This is a genomic window from Candidatus Magnetaquicoccus inordinatus (genome assembly GCF_004217665.1).
Classification (GTDB): domain Bacteria; phylum Pseudomonadota; class Magnetococcia; order Magnetococcales; family Magnetaquicoccaceae; genus Magnetaquicoccus; species Magnetaquicoccus inordinatus.
Genome location: NZ_RXIU01000054.1, coordinates 1 through 17,975, shown reverse-complemented (window position 1 = coordinate 17,975; position 17,975 = coordinate 1). Strand labels below are relative to the sequence as shown.

The window sequence follows — 17,975 nt, the reverse complement described above, 5'->3', positions numbered from 1 at the left end:
TAGTTTTGGGTGGTGAATAGTTACCAAAAATTCGTGTTGCTGTGCCCAACCGCTCGTGCAGGCCCCACTTGGCAAGATCACTCAGTTGCTATGCTCAGGCGCTGAGTAGTCCATACTCCTGCAATTTATCCATCAATACCTGGCGGGTGATGGGTTTGGAAAGAAAATCGGTGCAATATCCTTTGAAAAAGGCTTGGGTCACCATCTCCGGGGCATCATAGGCGGTCACCATCAAAATAACCGCCTCCTTGCCACCGCTCTGCTGATGTGTCTGCTCCAGATCACGAATCGCCTTCAAAGTCTCTTGTCCATCCATTTTTGGCATCATGATGTCAAGCAAAATCAAATCATAAGGACGATTTTCCGCCAAAGCAGCTTCTACCCAATCGAGCGCTTCCACGCCATTGGTGGCCATGTCGCATTGTCCCAAAGGAGTCAAAAAATTGCCCAGCATGATCCGGTTGGCGACGACATCATCAACGATGAGTATTTTCATCACTTTTCCTTTCGTTGTTGCAGCTCCAGACTGGTTTGCTGACAACAGAGCAGCAGTTTGCTCAATGCCTCTTGTGCCCCTGACCAGTTGTTTTGTTCGGCACAACTGCGCAGACGCATGCCTTGCAGAGAGAGAGGTTTGACCCCGATGGAGCGGGCTGCATCACCCAGCCAACTGACCCATTTGTCCACCTGCAGCGCATTTTCGCTGGCGACAGCCTGGGTCAGAGATTCCAGAACTTGCGGCAATTTATGCAGGATCGGCTCTTCGAGTTGCTGCAGAGCAGCAGTAGTCAGGGTCAGTTGCTGCAGAAGATCCTGTCCACAGGCGGCGGGAGAGCGAAGGGCCTGCTGGTATTGTTTCATGACCGCATCTATCGTACTCAACAATTCATGAGACCGATAGGGTTTTTTCAAATAACCGTTCATGCCGGCAGCCAGACAATGTTTTTCCTCTTGGTCTGCCGATTTGGCCGTGACGGCGATAATCGGTATCTGGGCAGAATAGGGTTGTCCGGGATCGGCGGCGCGAATCGCTTGGGTGGTTGCAAAACCATCCATTTCCGGCATTTGCAGATCCATCAGCAGCAGATCAAACGGATAACGAGCCAACAGTTGCAGAGCCTCTCGGCCATGGTTGGCACTCATCACCTGATGGCCAACCTGCTGCAGGATGGCAATGGCCAGCTTTTGATTGTTGGGATTGTCTTCGACCAACAAAATACGCAGAGGGGCGCCTTGCCGTGCTGCGACTGTCGGTGTCATTGGCAATTCGTTGCCCTCTTTTTCGCCTGAGAGAATCTGCTGAATCATCTTCAGCAGGCGGAATTTGAATATCGGCTTGCGCAAAGCTTTGGCCCGCTGCAACCAGGTGAAATGTTGCAGACTGTCGAGACTGATATGGGCAGGCAACAGCAGAATAATTCGTTCTCCTGCTCCTTGCCAAAAGAGGGTTTCACTCTGCTGGGCACGCCCTTGCAGCAGGCCGTGGTCGAGCAGCAACAGATCAAAGGGCTGCTCCTGTTGTTGGGCAAGGGCCTGTTCCCGCAGCAGGGAGGCCAGATCGGTGACCTCCACCACTTCACCACCAGCCTGCTGCACTATCTCCTTGACGATCCTGCGCCCAACAGCATGGGCATCAGCCAGAAGGATGCGCAGATGGCGACAGGCATGGGGCAGAGCATCGCTGCGGCGCTCTTCCCGAACCAGATCATCATTCAGCGATTTTTGCCGTTCTGCTGGAGCAAAGCAGGCTCTGAAAGAGAAGGTGCTGCCCTGCCCAGGTTGGCTCTGTACCATGATCTGACCGCCCATCAGCGACACCAGATGTTTGCTGATGGCCAGCCCCAGTCCGGTACCGCCATATTTGCGCGTGGTGGAACCATCTACCTGGGTGAAGCGGGCAAAAAGGGTCGGCAGCTTCTCTGCAGGAATACCAATACCGCTGTCACGTACATGAAAGAGCAGCCAGTGCTCGTTGCTGTCAGAGGTGAGGGGGCTCTCTCTATCCGGTTCCACCTCCAATACCACCTCACCCTCGGAGGTAAACTTGATGGCATTGTTGACCAGATTGAGCAAAACCTGGCGCAAACGCAGTGGGTCACCGTTCAAGGTCACCGGCAACTGTGGATCCAGATAACAGTAGAGCTCCAACCCCTGTTGGTGCGCTTTGATCGCCAGATTGTTGCAAACCGTCTCCATCTGCCCGGAAAGATCAAAAGAGACCCGTTCCAGGGTGACCATCCCGGCATCAAATTTGGAATAGTCCAGAATATTGTTGATCAATCCCAGCAGGGTTTGCGACGATTGCAGAATGATCTCCAGATTGCAGCGCTGCTCCTGGGGGGAGAGGGGCATGGTGAGCAGAAGATCGGTCATGCCGATGATACCGTTCATCGGGGTGCGAATTTCGTGGCTCATGTTGGCCAAAAATTCGCTTTTCATGCGATTGGCCGATTCGGCTGCACTTAAGGTTTCGTCGAGAGAGCGCAAGAGCTGTTTGCGTTCGGTGACATCGCGCACAAAGGCCGTAAAGTGGCGTTTGCCAGCCAGAAAAAGGCCGATCAACTCCACCTCCAGGTCGATGATGTGGCCATCGGCATGCAGACCGGGCAAGGCCGCTTTGCGCCTGAAAGAGAGAAAGGGTGCCAAGACAGCATGCGCTTGGCTGTGTCGCAACAAGGCTTGCCGATGTTTGTCACGCAGCGCATGGGGAATAATGCAATCAGCAACATTTTGTTTGAGCAGCGCCCCATGGGCATAACCAAACAGGGTACCGGCAGCCGGATTGCACTCCTGGATCACCCCATGTTCATCAATGGTGATAATGGCATCCTGAGTGGTTGCCTGGGTCAAACGCAACCGGGCATCGCGCTCTTCCAATTCGGCATGGGTGGTCTGCCATTTTTTCTCCCATTGATCCAACAAGCCACCAAACAGAATCATCAACCAGGAGCCACCCAACAGACCAATAGCCGCCGCCGCACCGATCCATTGTTGGGAGCGATGTACCGCCTCTGTGGTATTTTGGACGATGGCAATCAAACCGATTTCGTTGCCGCTGCTGTCGTGTAGCGGCAGGCGGGCCAGGTTATAATGTTCATTTTTTACCGGAACATTATGCCAGGATTGCTCTCCAGAGTGGCTGAGTTCACTCTCCAAAGTGTGCAAAAAGGGAGGAAGTGCGGCACTGCTTTGCCCAATCAACACATGATGGGCAAACTGGTCCCACTGTTGGGTCCGTCCCAAACGCTGCGCCCCACTCAACCACTCGGCCTGTTTGAGATGCCTTTTGTCGAGAAAAAGATAGAGGTCCACATTATATTGATGCGGGATGATTGCGGTAAGCAGATACAGCTCCTTGGCCATTTCCAGGAAGCCAAGCAACTGTTCGCCCTCATGCCAGGGGGTGACAGCACGCAGACTCAAGGTACCCAAGGGGCCCAGTTCCAGACCGGCAGAAAAGCGGTTGAAGGTGCGCGCAGAATGCAGGGTATGCCGATCGATCAGATCGCCATAGCGCTCTGGTTGGTGCACGCGCAGGAGATTATGGCCGCTGGGAAGATGAAAATAGAGATGGGTGATGGCGTCGGTTTTGCCCCATGCCTCCAGCATTGGCTTGCCATGCAGCAACAAAAGGGGCCGATTGCGTTCCCGGAAGGCAGTGCGCAAACTATCCTGCTCTTGCAGAGTAGACAAGACCATCTGCATCAAGGTGGTCTGTTGCTGCATCACCAGCTCAAGGGTGTAACGAATTTCGGAGGTTGTTTCCCGTAAACGCTGTTCGTTATAGGTGGTTTGCTGCCAATAGATACCCGCAGAGCCTGCCAGCACCACCAACGCAACCACGAAGAAAAATTTGAGTAGAATCTCTCGTTTGGCGCTGTGCATGGGTGCGGACTCCAGAAGTGGCAAGAGGCGAAGGATGGGTTACTCCTCCACAGCCGTAATCAGTGCCGGTTGTCCTGGATGTTGCCAACGCTGCCCTGCCTTGGCAGCATCGCTCTGGTTGGCAAAGGGGCCCAGGCGTACCCGATAGACCGTTTTGCCGTTAGCGTAGGTATGTGAACTGATGCGCGGATTGGGCGCACCCTGCGCACGCATCACATCGGCCATGGCGGTGGCATTTTTTTGTTCGGAAAGTATGGCAATCTGTACCTGGTAGCTTTTTTTCTTGTCTGGGCTGTTTTTCTTGTCGGCACTGTTGACTTTGTCAGCAGGTTGCTTGTTCTCCGTAACCTTTTTGTTGGCTTCGGCATTCGGCTTGCTGGCAGCGCTTTTATCCGGACTGCTGGCGCTATCGCTGCGCTTGTTGGCATTGACGGCAGAGGGAGAGACCCCGGCCAAAAAGGGAGGAATGATCTTTTTCCCTGCAGGCTCCTCGGGCAGAATCATCTTTTTCATGGCCAGACCTTTGTAAAAGGTCAAATCCATCTCCTGTTCCCGATGCTTGGGAAGCAGACCATCGGGCAGAGGATGAAAGCCTGCCTCATCGTCGGCTTTGGGCTGTGGCAACAGGGGGCCCTTGCCGCTGTTGGCAGGTGCCGTTTCATTTTTGCCTTTTTCAACCGTCTCCTGCTTGCCCCCCTTTTTGCTGCTGGCCTCATTTTTCAGGTCGCTTTTGCCACTCTCCCCCTTGGCGGCCGTTTTATTGTCGCCTTTGCTATCGCTGCCACTCTCTGCTTTGCTGGCCGGTTTACTCTCTGTTTTGACTTCGCTGCGGCTTTCTGGCCGAATATCCAGTTTGATCTCCTGTTTGCCACTGCGGCTCTCTGCTTTGACCTCTTGTTTTGTTTCTGTTTTGTTCTCTGGCTTGCTCTCCGGTTTGCTCTCGGTTTTGCTTTCGGTTTTGCTCTCTGGCCTGGGTGGCGCACGCAGTTCGGCAACAGGAGCAGGACGAGCGGCAGGAGCCTCACTTTTCTCGGCAGTGGTCACCGTTTTGCTGGCAGGTGGCGCCTTGATTTCGGCAACAGCCAGCGGCTTGCTTTCCGCTTTGGGATCCACCTTCATCTCCAGGGTCGCTTTGCCTTTGCTCTCTGTTTTCAGCTCTGCTGGCGCTGTCTGGGAGGTGCGCAGCGGTTGCTCCTGTGCAGCCGGTTGCGCAACCTGTTGTTGCGCCTCAGGATTTTTTCCGGGACGAAATAAAAAATAAAGCCCTCCTCCGACCACGGTGGCGGCAAGCAAAATGCGTGGCAGAGAGCTAGGGCGTTGGTGACGCCGAAAGCGGGAGGAGGTGGGATAACGGGGTGTCACATCTGCTCCGGGGCATTTACGCCGAGTAGGGTTAGACCATTAGCAATGACCTGCCCGCATGCCTTGACCAGGGCCAGCCGGGCAGCACGCAAATCGGGATCCTCGTCCAGGATTTTATAACCATTATAGTAGGTATGGAAGGCGGCTGCCAATTCCAAAAGATAATAGGGAATTTTTTGTGGCTCTTTTTCCAGAGCCGCCTGTTCCACCACCTCAGGATAACGGCTGAGGAGGCTGAGCAGTTCCAACTCTGCCTCAGCACACAATAGTTGCAGGTGTTGGTCGCTGGCCGGGATGTCAGGCAGCTCCCGCTCGTGCAAACGGCGCAGCAATGAATGGACCCTGGCATGGGCATATTGCACATAAAACACTGGATTATCATTGGTTTTAGCCATGGCCAGCTCCAGATCAAAATCCAGGCTGGAGCCAGAAGAGCGCAGCAAAAACCAAAAGCGCACCGCATCGGCTCCCACTTCCTCGACCACTTCACGCAAGGTGACAAAGGTGCCAGCCCGCTTGGACATGCGCACGGGTTGCCCGGCTCGGAAGAGATTGACCATCTGCACCAGACGCACCTCCAGCAGATCTTTGCGCCCGCTCAAGGCTGCCAGAGCCGATTGTACCCGTTTGATATACCCGCCATGATCGGCACCCCAGATGTTGATCAGGGAGTCAAATCCCCGTTCCGCTTTATGCAGGTGATAGGCGATGTCGGCAGCAAAATAGGTATAGGAGCCATCCGATTTTTGCAACGCACGATCCACCTCATCGCCAAAGAGGGTCGAACGAAACAGGCGTTGCGGGCGTGCCTCCCAATCATCCGGCAGTTTGCCTTTGGGGGGCTGCAACACCCCTTCATAGATCAACCCCTTCTCTTCCAGTTGTATAATCGCATGTTGAATCAGACCCTCCTGGTGCAGCGAACGTTCGGAAAACCAGGTATCAAAAGGGATATTGAGCAATTGCAAATCGTCACGAATCCACTCCAGACAGCGGGCGATGGCAAAATCAACCACTTCAGGAGGGGCTTCCGCGGGCAAATCCGGGGTCAGCCAGCGCGCTCCCTGAGCATCGCGCAAAGCGATGGCAATATCACGCACATAGTCACCAGGATAACACCCCTCCGGCATGGGCCACTGCTGTCCAAAGAGCTCATGGTAGCGAATCAATACCGAACGACCCAGTACCAGAGTTTGTGCTCCGGCATCGTTGATATAATATTCCCGCTCCACCACACAGCCAATCGCCTGCAACAGCCGCACAATGGCATCACCATTGACCGCACCCCGGCCATGGCCCAGATGCATCGGTCCAGTGGGATTGGCGGAGACAAACTCTACCTGGATGCGTCGTCCAGCCGCCATCTGACTGCGGCCAAATTGCTCTCCCTGTTGCTCAATGGTGCGGATCAAGGAGCGCAGAGTCTGTGCCGTCAGATAAAAATTGATAAAACCGGGTCCGGCAATCTCACAGCGCTCGACAGCGGTTTGTCCGACCGGCAGGGCAGCCAAAATTTTTTCTGCCAACTGGCGCGGCGGCAGGCGGGCGCTCTTGGCCAGGACCATGGCCGCATTACAGGCAAAATCACCATGATTCTTATCGCGTGGTCGTTCCACTTGAAAAGACAAGGAGTGTTCGGCAGAAAAGATTCCCTGCTCTTGCAACTGCTGCAGGGCGGAGCTGACCAACTGTTCGATAAGAGCGCGTACCATGTCTACTGTCCAAAAAAGTGCATACCGGGAAGCCTGTTGCAGATATGCGATACTCTGCGTCGCTGGAGTGTAACGGTCTTTACCGCTTGTTGGCAACCCACCGTTGACAAAAAAGATGTGGATTCTCGCTTTCGTGTCGGTAAAGAATAGTGGTAGAGTGACTCTTTTTTGGATGAGGATTGCATCGAGGTCGAGGCACGATGATTGATAAAGAGTTATTGACCATTCTGGTCTGCCCGCTGTGCAAGGGCACGTTGACCCTGGATCGGCAGAGCAACGAACTGATCTGCCGCAAGGATCGTCTGGCCTTTCCCATCCGGGAGGGGATTCCGGTCATGTTGGTGGACGAAGCGCGCCGTCTGGAGGAGTAAGCCGCTCGCTTAAAGTGTGCAGTTGCTTGAGCAGCCACAGCGGTTGTTCCGGCCAGTGCAGTTCCATGCGTAAGGCAAAGAGGGGCAGAGCCTTGTTTTGTGCGTTGAGCCATGCCGGATTGATTTTGCTGGCATCCTTTTCGGTACAGACCAGCGCTTGCGCCTGCATGCGTTGCCCCTGTTGCTGCAGAGCCTGCAGGGTCTGTTGTGTGAACGGATAGTGGTCCGGGAAGGAACGCAGAGCCAGTGGTTTGCAGCCAGACTCCTGCAGCAGTTGTGCAAAGGAGTCGGGCCGTGCAATGCCGCAGAAGGCCAAGACAGGGGTGTGACGCAACAGATCCAGCGGTTGTGAGCTGGCTACGCCGGGCTGTTGCCAGGCCAGCGGGCGGTGGTCACAGCATAAAATCGGTTTGTCGTCGGCAAAGGGGCGCAGTTGTTGTTGCGCCTGGTGAAAGAGCGCTTGATCACGGCAGCGGGTTACAATCAGGGCATCGGCCCTTTGCAGCGCCTGTGGCGCCTCGCGCAAAATTCCGCCGGGCAAAATGGCACCATTGCCAAAAGGCAATTGGGCATCGAGCAGTACCAGATTCAGGTCGCGATGGACCCGCAGATGTTGAAAGGCATCATCCAGCAATAGCATGCGGCTGCCCAGTTGACGATAGGCATATTCGATCAACAGGCGCCGCTCTTTGCCGGTGAGAATAGCCACCTGGGGCAGAGAGTGGGCGAGCAGCGTCGCTTCATCGGCGGCTTGTGGTGGGTGCAGGTGGATGCCCTGGGCATCGGCAACCAGGGAGATGCCGGAGGGGATCCCCTCTTGGCGGGTGGCTGTGCTGCCATAGCCACGGCTGATGATGGCCAGCTCCTTGACCAAAGGGAGGAGCTGTTGGGCCAGCCAGAGGACCATGGGGGTTTTTCCGGTGCCGCCGGCGCTTAAGTTGCCGACACTGACTACCGGGCAAGGGGGGTGGTAGACCGACAGCCAGCCCTCCTTGTAGAGCTGGGCACGTTGCTGCATCAGCAGACCATAGAGTTTGCCCAAGCCACCCAGAAGACGCATGGCGCTCTGCACAGTCAATGATTCGGCCCGGCGGCGTCCTTGCAGCAGTTCAATCAGGTGGCTCATAATGGTGGGGTATCCAGCAGCGGTTGCAGAGCTTGCAGGGTGCGTTGCAGAGCGCCGCTGTTGCTGGCCACCACTGCTTGGGCCCGTGTTCCCAACTGTTGGCGCAGCTCTGGATCGGCCAGCAGTTGTTGCACGGTGGGGGTGAGCGCCGTGCGGTCAGGCAGTTGCAGGGCTGCTTGTTTTTCCAGCAGTTGTTGTACCGCCTGGCGAAAGTTGACCGTATGGGGGCCAAACAGGGTCGGTATTCCTTGCGAGGCAGGCTCCAGCATGTTTTGTCCGCCGTGCGGGATCAAACTGCCGCCCACAAAGGCGATATGGGCATAACGGTAGAGACGGGTCAGCCAGCCGACCTGATCGACCAGCAGAATCTCTTCGTTCCAGGGAGCGGAGAGTTGTGAAAAGAGCGCATATTGGAAAGGGGTTTGCCGAATCAAGGCACCCACCGTGGCTGCCCGTTCGGGATGTCTGGGCACCAAAATCAGCCGCAGAGTGGGCCACTGTGGGCGCAAACTTTGTAAACTGTCGAGAATGCTCTCCTCCTCGCCGGGGTGGGTGCTGGCTGCCAGCCAGATGATTCCGGAAGGTGGGGGCAGGCGCTCGGCCAGCTCCTGCAACTGCGCCGGAGTGGGAGGCTGCAGGGCCTGATCATATTTCAGATTGCCGCTGTGGATCACCCGTTGCGGGTCGCTGCCGAGGGCCAGCATGCGTTCAGCATCGGCTGCAGATTGCATGATAAAAAGATGGACCGGCTCCAGAAAAGGTTTCATGGCCCAGCGAAAGAGCCGATAATGGCGAAATGAGCGTGGTGAGAGGCGACCATTGACCAGGATCACCGGTATCTGCTGCAGCTTGCATTGCTGAAAGAGATTGGGCCACAATTCAGTCTCCATGACGATCAAGGCGCGGGGTTGCAGATGCTTGAGCACCCGGCGCACAATCCAGGGCAGATCGAGGGGAAGATAAAAGGTGGCGCTGATGCCCGGCAGAGAACGGGCAATCTCTTGCCCGGTTTTGGTAACCGTGGAGAGCAAGAGCGGAGAGTCGGGATAGCGGGCGTGCAGTGCGCGCAGCAATCCCTGGGCGGCCATCACTTCGCCGACCGAAACAGCATGGATCCAGATGGGCGCAGCGCCAACAGGTGGTTTTGGCAGAGCAAAGCCCAGGCGCTGTCGCATGGTGCCACGATATTTGCCGGTGCGCAGAGAGCGAATCACCCACCAGGGCAGCGTCAGCAGAAGTAGAATCAGCACAAACAGGGTATACAGCGCGTGGAGCAAGGCGGAAAAACTCCTCGTGTTGCAGGTGGCATAGCGATTATAGCAAGTCAATACGATAGAGGAGCAGGCCGTGACTTTCCAGGAGTTGATTTTTGCATTGCAAACCTATTGGTCGCAACAGGGGTGCGTGGTGGTGCAGCCCTACGACATGGAGATGGGAGCGGGCACCTTTCATCCGGCCACCTTTTTGAAGGTTTTGGGGCCGGAACCCTGGAATACTGCCTATGTGCAGCCGTCACGACGGCCCACCGACGGGCGCTATGGGGAGAATCCCAACCGTCTGCAGCACTATTATCAGTTTCAGGTCATTTTGAAACCCTCGCCGATCGATTTGCAGGAGCGCTATCTGCGTTCGCTGCAATATATCGGTATCGATCTGCAGGCCCACGATGTGCGTTTTGTGGAGGATGACTGGGAGAGTCCCACTCTGGGGGCCTGGGGATTGGGTTGGGAGGTGTGGCTGGATGGTATGGAGGTGACCCAATATACCTATTTTCAGCAGACCGGCAGCTTGGATCTTAAACCGGTAGCCGGTGAGCTGACCTATGGTTTAGAGCGCTTGGCCATGTATATCCAGGGGGTGGAAAATGTCTATGACCTGGTTTGGACAGAGGGGGTCACTTATGGCGATGTCTACCATCAAAATGAGGTAGATTTTTCCCATTTTAATTTTTCCGAGGCCAATACCGAGGTGTTGTTTGCCGCCTTTGCCACCCATGAGGCGGAGGCGTTGCGTCTGCTGGAGCGGCAGTTGCCTCTGCCAGCCTATGATCAGGTGATTCGTTGTTCGCACTCTTTCAATCTGCTGGATGCGCGGGGGGCGGTGAGCGTTACCGAACGGGCAGGCTATATTGCCCGGGTGCGCAATCTGGCCCGCAAGACCGCCGAAGGCTATGTGGCGCAACGGGAGCGTTTGGGCTATCCGCTGTTGAAAGGAGAAACCGCAGCAGTCGTGGCCACAGAGGTAAAAAGCGCTGTTCTACCCAGCTCCGATGCTGAGGAGAGTACGCTGTTTTGGGAGATCGGTTGCGAAGAGATTCCGGCGGGCTTGTTGCCAGGGGCTATCGAGGCGCTGCAGACTCTTTTGCAAAGTCAGTTGCAGAGTGCCGGGCTCTGGCGCGAGGGGCGCACCCAGGTGGAGAGTCAGGGTACTCCCCGGCGTTTGTTGGCTTGGGTGCACGGGATGGCGGCACGGCAGGCGGATCGTTTGGAGGAGCGGCGTGGACCGGCCTTGGCGCGGGCCTTTGCGGCCGATGGCACAGCGAGTGCCGCCGCCGAGGGTTTTGCGCGCAGTTGTGGGGTGACGGTTGCCCAACTGCAGCGCGAGGTGACCAGCAAGGGAGAATATCTGCTGCATCGCTTGCAAGTGGCCGGAGAGAGTGCTGCGGCCTTGTTGCCCGCACTGTTGGGAGAGATTCTTGCCACCTTTCCGTGGAAAAAATCGATGCGCTGGGGGGCAGGGGAGATGCGTTTTGTGCGTCCTGTGCGCTGGATGGTGCTCTTGTTGGATGGCCAATTGTTGCCATTGGTGACCGTGGATGGTTTGGCAAGCGGTTGGGAGAGCCAGGGCCACCGTTTTATGAGCACAGGTGCCTTGCGTCCGCAGGATATGCAGTCGGCACGTCAGCAGTTGCGGCAGGCTGGGGTGATTCTCGATTTGGCAGAACGGCGGGAGATGATCCGCGAGGGGGCGCAGCGACTGGCAGCCCAGGCCGGAGGAGAGGCGCTGATTGCCGAGCATCTGCTCACGGAAAACAGTTGTTTGACCGAATGGCCGGTGCCGCTGTTGGGTCATTTTGATCCCCAATATTTGGCCATTCCGCCGGAGGTGTTGATCACCTCGATGCAATATCATCAAAAATATTTTCCCGTGCGGGCTGCAGATGGCGCTTTGCTGCCCAGTTTTGTGGCGGTTGCCAACCTGGATGTGCCTGATCCGTCGGTATTGGTACGCGGTTTTGAGCGGGTGTTGCGGGCCCGTCTGGAGGATGCGGCCTTTTATTGGCGGGAGGATCGCAAGGAGAGGCTGGCTGAACGGTTACAGGGATTGCGTCAGGTGGTCTTTCAGGCGCGGTTGGGTAGTCTGTATCAAAAGGTGGTGCGCATCAGTCGTTTGGCCGAGCGTTTGGCCTCCTGGTTGCCGGAAGCCCCGACTCAGGCGCGCATCGAACAGGCTGCTTTGTTGAGCAAATGTGATTTGCTGACGGGCATGGTGGGTGAATTTCCCGAGTTGCAGGGGATCATGGGTGCGCACTATCTGCTGCAAGAGGGGGGCGATGCCGAGGTGGCTTTGGCGATTCGCCACCATTATCGACCGCAGGGTGTGGCGGATGCGCTGCCTGAGAGTCTGTTGGGGACGTTGATTGCCTTGGCGGACAAGTTGGACACCCTGGTTGGCTGTTTTGCGGTTGGTTTGGCGCCAACCGGCAACAAGGATCCCTTTGCCTTGCGTCGGGCAGCCTTGGGGGTGATTCGCATGCTGTTGGCCAATGGTCTGCATCTGCCGTTGCGCGAGAGCGTGCGGGTAGCGCATGCTTTGTATGAGCCGGGGGTGTTGGCGGAAGGGGTGGAAGAGACGGTAGCGGCGCTGCAAGAGTTTTTCTATGGTCGTTTGAACCCCTATTTGAAAGGTGAGGGGTTGGATGGCGATTTGCTGTCTGCGGTCGAGGTGTTGGATGAAGAGGATTTGTTGGATATGGTGTTGCGGGTGCGGGCGTTGGCAGAGTTCAAGGCTTTGCCCTCATACCGTTCGTTGGTAGCGGCCAACAAGCGTATTGCCAATATTTTGAGCAAGGGGGTAGAGGATGTGGGTGAAGTCAGAGTCACGCTCTTGACTGTACCGGCGGAGCACACACTCTATACTGCCTTGCAAACAGTGGAGGTGGGAGTGGGCGAGCTGGTGGCGACCCGCCGTTATGCACAGGCCTTGCAGCAGTTGGCGGGATTGCATGCGCCGATTGATGGTTTTTTTGCCGATGTTTTGGTCATGGATGAGGATCTCTCTTTGCGTGGTAATCGCTTGGCCTTATTGGCAAGGGTACGTGCGGCTTTTCGGCGGGTAGCGGATGTCAGTTGTTTGGTGTTGCCTGAGAACAGCCAAGTGTCTGGCTGCTGATCTGGGGCACAGGAGGTCCGCAGTGGCCGAGCAAGGGATAAATGGATGGGGTTGCTGGAGATGAAGCGGGTTCAGATCATGGTTTTGCTGCTTCTGATTCCCTTTTGTTTGGGGTTGACGAAGGAGTTTGATCGCGTGCTGGTGCGGGCCAAGCGCGGGGATCCAGAGGCACAGAGCAATATTGGTTTGATGTATGAGTATGGGGAGGGGGTAACGCAGGATTACCAACAGGCGATTTATTGGTATCAGAAGGCAGCGCAGCAGGGCAATGCGCAGGCGGAGAGTCTGTTGGGGTTTATGTATTACAAAGGCAAATCGGTACCGTTGGATTATGAGCAGGCGGCCTATTGGTATCGGCGGGCGGCGGATCATGGTTTTGCCGAGGCGCAGTTGAATTTAGGCAACATGTATGCGACCGGCCAGGGGGTGAAGCAGGATGAGCGGGAGGCGATGCGTTGGTATCGCAAAGCGGCGGAGCAGGGGGATGTGCAGGCGCAGAGTCAGATGGGATTTGCCTATTGGACGGGGCGAGGAGTGCAGCGGGATCCTGAGGAGTCGGCGCGCTGGTATCGTTTAGCGGCGGACCAAGGTTGGGCGCAGGCGCAGGCGATATTGGGTATTTTGCACATGATTGGCAAAGGGGTACCACGCAACAAGGTAGCGGCCTACATGTGGACCACTTTGGCGGTACGCAATGGTTTTGGCAAGGCGAGCTCTGCCCGCGACAAGATTGCCAAGCAGTTGACCCCGGTGCAGGTGGAGGAGGCGCAGCGCCAAGCCAATGTGTGGATTGAAAGTCGGAGTAATCGTTGATGACACTTTTTTGGTCATTGTTGGTGGCATCAGCGTAAGAGAAGAGAGCGTTGCAAGCAAATTATTATAGGGTCGGGACATACTGCAGGCAAATAATTGAGAGCGGTTTGAGTTACTTCTCTTTTAGAGTTGTCAAAATTTTCTTCAAGTGTCTTGATTTTGAAAAGAGGAGCTGTTTTGTCTTTGGTGACAGCTTCTCTGTGCGAAGTGCTGTTCCAGTCTGTGGCTGGCACGTGCAAAAGGGGCTGTATATATGTAATAATCCGCTATCAATTCGGTAGCGCTTAAACAACGAATCGAGGCGATTTGTTACCTATAAACACAAGGGGAGATGGTATAGAGAGCGAATGAAGCTACAGAATTGCTCAGGATTACTGCATATGGAGTATGGTGCCGGGAGGGGGAATCGAACCCTCATGGGATTGCTCCCGCCAGATTTTGAGTCTGGTGCGTCTACCAGTTTCGCCATCCCGGCTGATGGAAGGGAAGCTAACACATTTCCTTGCCCCTCGTCAACGCTGTTTGCACACTTTGTCGAAAGATTTGCAGTGCAGCATAAGGAGACGAGACAAGGGGTAAATAATCTGTTATAACGATTGGTGGCATTGGGGGGCCATAGGCACGGTGTTTTCTTCTGCGAGGTTCGACGTGAGGGATTCATGAGCGAAAAGAAGATGGTTTTTTTCTTCGGTGGTGGTGTAGCTGAGGGTGATGTCAAGATGAAGGATCTGCTGGGTGGCAAAGGAGCCAACTTGGCAGAGATGACCCGGATTGGCGTCCCGGTTCCGGCAGGGTTTACCATCTGTACTGAAGTCTGTACGGACTATTTCGCAAATGAACGACGATTTCCGGCCAATCTGGATTGGCGGGTGAAAGCAGCCTTGGGACAGGTGGAGTCGGCGATGGATCGTCGCTTTGGTGATCCAGACAATCCTCTCTTGGTCTCTGTTCGTTCCGGGGCACGGGTCTCGATGCCGGGAATGATGGATACCGTGCTCAATCTGGGGCTGAACGATCAGACGGTGCAGGGTCTGATTTTGCAATCGGGCAAGCCGCGTTTTGCCTATGATTGCTATCGGCGTTTTGTGCAGATGTTTGGCAATGTGGTGATGGGGGTGGAACACCACAATTTTGAACATTTGATCGAAAAAGCCAAAGAGCGCTTGGGCAAAGTCAATGATGTCGATCTGTCTGCCGAGGATTGGATGGGCTTGGTGGCAGAGTTTAAGGGACGCATTCGTCAAAAGACAGGGCGTGATTTTCCTGAAGATCCCTGGGAGCAGTTGTGGGCGGCGGTGGCAGCGGTTTTCAACTCCTGGTACAAACCCAGCGCGGTTACCTATCGTCGTTTGCATGATATTCCCGAACATTGGGGTACCGCTGTCAATGTGCAGGCGATGGTCTTTGGCAATATGGGAGAGGATTGTGCAACCGGGGTGGCCTTTACCCGCGATCCTTCCACCGGCGAGAATGGATTGTTTGGCGAATATTTGATCAATGCCCAAGGGGAGGATGTGGTAGCAGGGATTCGTACCCCATGCCAGATTACCCTCTCTGGACGGCAAAAAAATCAATCAGACCAACCCTCTATGGAAGAGACCATGCCCCGTCTGTATCGGGAATTGGTCGGGATGGGCCAACGCCTGGAACAGCATTATCGGGAGATGCAAGATCTGGAATTTACCATCCAGAATGGCAAGTTATGGTTGTTGCAGACCCGTACCGGCAAACGCAGTGCCCAGGCGGCATTGTCCATTGCCGTGGCCATGGTCAATGAGGGATTGATCAGTCGCGATGAGGCGTTGTTGCGGGTGGAGCCGCAGACTTTGGATCAACTGCTGCATCCGACCTTGGATCCGGAAGATCGGGTCAAGAGCCAAGTGATTGCCACAGGTTTGCCTGCCTCTCCTGGGGCAGCATCGGGGCAGATTGCCTTTTCGGCAGATGAGGCAGAGCAGTTGGCAGGCAGTGGTGTGGCGGTGATTTTGTTCCGCGAAGAGACCAGCCCAGAAGATATTCATGGCATGCACGCGGCAAAGGGTATTGTGACGGTGCGTGGTGGAATGACCTCGCATGCGGCGGTGGTGGCGCGTGGCATGGGGCGTCCTTGTGTTTCAGGGTGTGGATCGATCAAGCCTCATATCGAGGAGGGCCGTTTTACGGTCGAGAGTGCAGGTCGTGGTTTGGTAGAGGTCAAACGTGGCGATTGGTTGACCATAGATGGTTCGCGGGGTGAGGTGTTGTTGGGTCGGGTGAAGACTCGGCAGGCGGAGATGACTGGAGATTTTGCCACCTTTATGTCCTGGGCTGATGAGACGCGGCGGATGCGGGTACGCACCAACGCCGACACGCCAGCGGATGCCAAGGCGGCGCGTCTGTTTGGTGCAGAGGGAATTGGTTTGTGTCGTACCGAGCATATGTTTTTTGATGCAGAGCGGATTGTGGCGGTACGTGAGATGATTTTGGCACGCGATGAGGCGGGTCGGCGCAAGGCGTTAGCCAAGTTGTTGCCGATGCAGCGTTTTGATTTTGAGGGTATTTTCCGGGAGATGAAAAATCTGCCGGTGACGATTCGTTTGTTGGATCCGCCGCTGCATGAATTTATTCCGCACGATCACAAAGGGCAGGCAGAGGTGGCGGCAGCTTTGGAGATCTCTGAGGAGGATGTACGGCGTCGGGTGGATGAGTTGGAGGAGGCCAATCCGATGCTGGGGCATCGTGGTTGTCGGTTGGCAATCACCTATCCTGAGATCTATGAGATGCAGGTACGGGCCATTATGGAGGCGGCTTGTCGTTTGGTCAAACAGGATGGCTTTACCATTGTTCCAGAGATCATGATCCCCCTGGTGGGTTTTCGCTCTGAGTTGGCCATAATCAAGAAGCGTTGTGTGGCGGTGTGTGAAGAGGTGATGACGGAGACGGGGGTACGCATTGATTATCTGTTGGGTACGATGATTGAGTTGCCACGGGCGGCGTTGCGTGCCGAGCAGATTGCCCAGGAGGCAGACTTTTTCTCCTTTGGCACCAACGACTTGACTCAGACCACATTGGGCTTGTCGCGGGATGATGCAGGGAGCTTTTTGGGGGCGTATGTGGAGCAGAATGTGCTGCAGCAGGATCCCTTTGTCTCTTTGGATCAAACCGGTGTCGGGCAATTGGTGGAGTGGGCGGTCAAACGGGGACGGGATGTCAAGCCAAAGTTGAAGCTGGGTATTTGTGGCGAGCATGGTGGCGATCCGGCCTCGATTGGATTTTTTGAGCGGGTCGGTTTGGATTATGTGTCATGTTCGCCATTTCGGGTGCCGATTGCCCGTTTAGCGGCGGCACAGGCGGTATTGCGTGGAGCAATGGAAAAGGCCAGGAAGAAGGCCAAGCTGGACAAGAACAAAAAGAGAAAGTGCAAAGGGGATTAAGCGCATTTGCCGAGTGTGCGCATGCGATACGCAGTGTTTAAGTAGAGTTGCCTGGGGGCCGTTTGGCCCCCTTTTTTTTGGTGTGCCGGACTATGCAGCTTCCGGTATATGTGCGCAGGGGGAGAAACAGGAAAGAGGAGTCATGTGCAGTCGCTGGCGGTATAGCCAAGGGCAGCATCTGCCGTGTAGCGGGCAAATTTTGCAGGCGTGCCAGTGGTATGATTGCCGCACTGAGTGGGAGAGCTGCTGTTTTAGCAGGCCAGTCGGAAGCGTGCGGCGTTGGTCTCTTCTTTGGCTTCGGCGATTTCGCGGACGATTTGCAGTTTACGGGTAGCGGTGATCAGGGCTTCCAGGCACTCCATGACTGGTTCATTCATGGGCAAGTCACCTGCTTGCACATCTTCGACCAGTTTGGCGGCGATATTTTCCAGAATGGTTTCCATGGCGACGAAGCGGGGCAAGGTGGCCATTGAATAAACTCCTAAGCAAGAGGTGAAGAGGCAAGAGGGTCACCGTTTTCTGCTGGGAAAAGCGGTGCTGCTGCCAAAGGGTGATCAATTTTCGTGCCACTATTTTAGCGAATTGCCTGTGTGTTTGCGTTTGTTGGAGGAAGATTGGCTGCGCAAGGTTGCTTGAGCATTCTCTGCTGCGCAAGGTTACCGCTTTTTCAACAACGAGTATTGACACGTTTTAGGCAATTGAGTACACTGCGCGAATTAACGGGTCGCACTATGGAATGGTGTTGGATTTTATAGTGGGGTCTAGCGGGACATTAGCCCAGATAGCTCAGTCGGTAGAGCAGAGGACTGAAAATCCTCGTGTCGTTGGTTCGATTCCATCTCTGGGCACCAACTCGATTTTCTGTGCGCGTTTTTAAGCGCCAATAAGTGCCGTAAATACC

The 17,975-nt window shown here is 55.4% G+C and carries 11 protein-coding genes and 2 tRNA genes; 5 read left to right on the top strand and 8 right to left on the bottom strand.

What is annotated here, in order from left to right:
- Positions 1–94: 94 nt before the first annotated feature.
- Genes EJP87_RS06175 through argS form a run of 4 tightly spaced genes read right to left on the bottom strand, consistent with a single transcriptional unit; the run spans position 95 to position 6,959 of the window.
- Positions 95–496 carry a response regulator gene (locus EJP87_RS06175; RefSeq protein ID WP_130470986.1) on the bottom strand — a complete coding sequence of 134 codons (402 nt, stop codon included), beginning with the start codon at positions 494–496 and terminating at the stop codon, positions 95–97.
- Positions 496–3,885, bottom strand: coding sequence for an ATP-binding protein (locus EJP87_RS06170; protein ID WP_130470985.1), 3,390 nt, complete (start codon positions 3,883–3,885; stop codon positions 496–498). The genes EJP87_RS06175 and EJP87_RS06170 overlap by 1 nt, the downstream gene beginning before the upstream one ends.
- 39 nt (positions 3,886–3,924) lie before the next feature.
- Positions 3,925–5,247 (bottom strand): SPOR domain-containing protein, encoded by a 1,323-nt coding sequence (locus tag EJP87_RS06165; protein WP_130470984.1) that lies wholly within the window; start codon positions 5,245–5,247, stop codon positions 3,925–3,927.
- Positions 5,244–6,959, bottom strand: coding sequence for an arginine--tRNA ligase (gene argS, locus EJP87_RS06160; RefSeq protein ID WP_130470983.1), 1,716 nt, complete (start codon positions 6,957–6,959; stop codon positions 5,244–5,246). Before argS ends, EJP87_RS06165 begins: the two co-directional genes overlap by 4 nt.
- Positions 6,960–7,162: 203 nt before the next feature.
- Here argS and EJP87_RS06155 point away from each other — a divergent pair, with 203 nt between their 5' ends.
- Positions 7,163–7,330, top strand: coding sequence for a Trm112 family protein (locus EJP87_RS06155; protein WP_130470987.1), 168 nt, complete (start codon positions 7,163–7,165; stop codon positions 7,328–7,330).
- Here EJP87_RS06155 and lpxK read toward each other — a convergent pair.
- Positions 7,293–8,456, bottom strand: a complete 1,164-nt coding sequence (lpxK, locus tag EJP87_RS06150) for a tetraacyldisaccharide 4'-kinase (RefSeq protein WP_130470982.1) — start codon at positions 8,454–8,456, stop codon at positions 7,293–7,295. The genes EJP87_RS06155 and lpxK overlap by 38 nt on opposite strands.
- Entirely contained in the window at positions 8,453–9,733 is a 1,281-nt protein-coding gene (locus EJP87_RS06145) for a 3-deoxy-D-manno-octulosonic acid transferase (RefSeq protein ID WP_130470981.1), read from the bottom strand. The genes lpxK and EJP87_RS06145 overlap by 4 nt, the downstream gene beginning before the upstream one ends.
- 70 nt (positions 9,734–9,803) lie before the next feature.
- Between EJP87_RS06145 and glyS the strand changes: the two genes are divergently transcribed.
- Positions 9,804–12,848 carry a glycine--tRNA ligase subunit beta gene (glyS, locus tag EJP87_RS06140; protein ID WP_130470980.1) on the top strand — a complete coding sequence of 1,015 codons (3,045 nt, stop codon included), beginning with the start codon at positions 9,804–9,806 and terminating at the stop codon, positions 12,846–12,848.
- 45 nt (positions 12,849–12,893) lie between these two features.
- The gene (locus tag EJP87_RS06135) at positions 12,894–13,661 is read left to right on the top strand and encodes a tetratricopeptide repeat protein (protein ID WP_130470979.1); all 768 of its coding nucleotides are present in this window, start codon (positions 12,894–12,896) and stop codon (positions 13,659–13,661) included.
- Between the two features lie 388 nt (positions 13,662–14,049).
- Here the strand turns inward: EJP87_RS06135 and EJP87_RS06130 are convergent.
- A tRNA-Leu gene (locus tag EJP87_RS06130) sits at positions 14,050–14,136 on the bottom strand.
- Between the two features lie 184 nt (positions 14,137–14,320).
- On the opposite strand from EJP87_RS06130, the gene ppdK reads away from it, so the two are divergent.
- The gene (ppdK, locus tag EJP87_RS06125; protein WP_130470978.1) at positions 14,321–17,074 is read left to right on the top strand and encodes a pyruvate, phosphate dikinase; all 2,754 of its coding nucleotides are present in this window, start codon (positions 14,321–14,323) and stop codon (positions 17,072–17,074) included.
- A 251-nt stretch (positions 17,075–17,325) separates the two neighbouring features.
- On the opposite strand, the gene EJP87_RS06120 is transcribed toward ppdK, so the two are convergent.
- Entirely contained in the window at positions 17,326–17,544 is a 219-nt protein-coding gene (locus EJP87_RS06120; protein WP_130470977.1) for a hypothetical protein, read from the bottom strand.
- Positions 17,545–17,849: 305 nt separating this feature from the next.
- Here EJP87_RS06120 and EJP87_RS06115 point away from each other — a divergent pair.
- Positions 17,850–17,925 (top strand) — tRNA-Phe (locus EJP87_RS06115).
- The last annotated feature ends 50 nt before the right edge of the window (positions 17,926–17,975 follow it).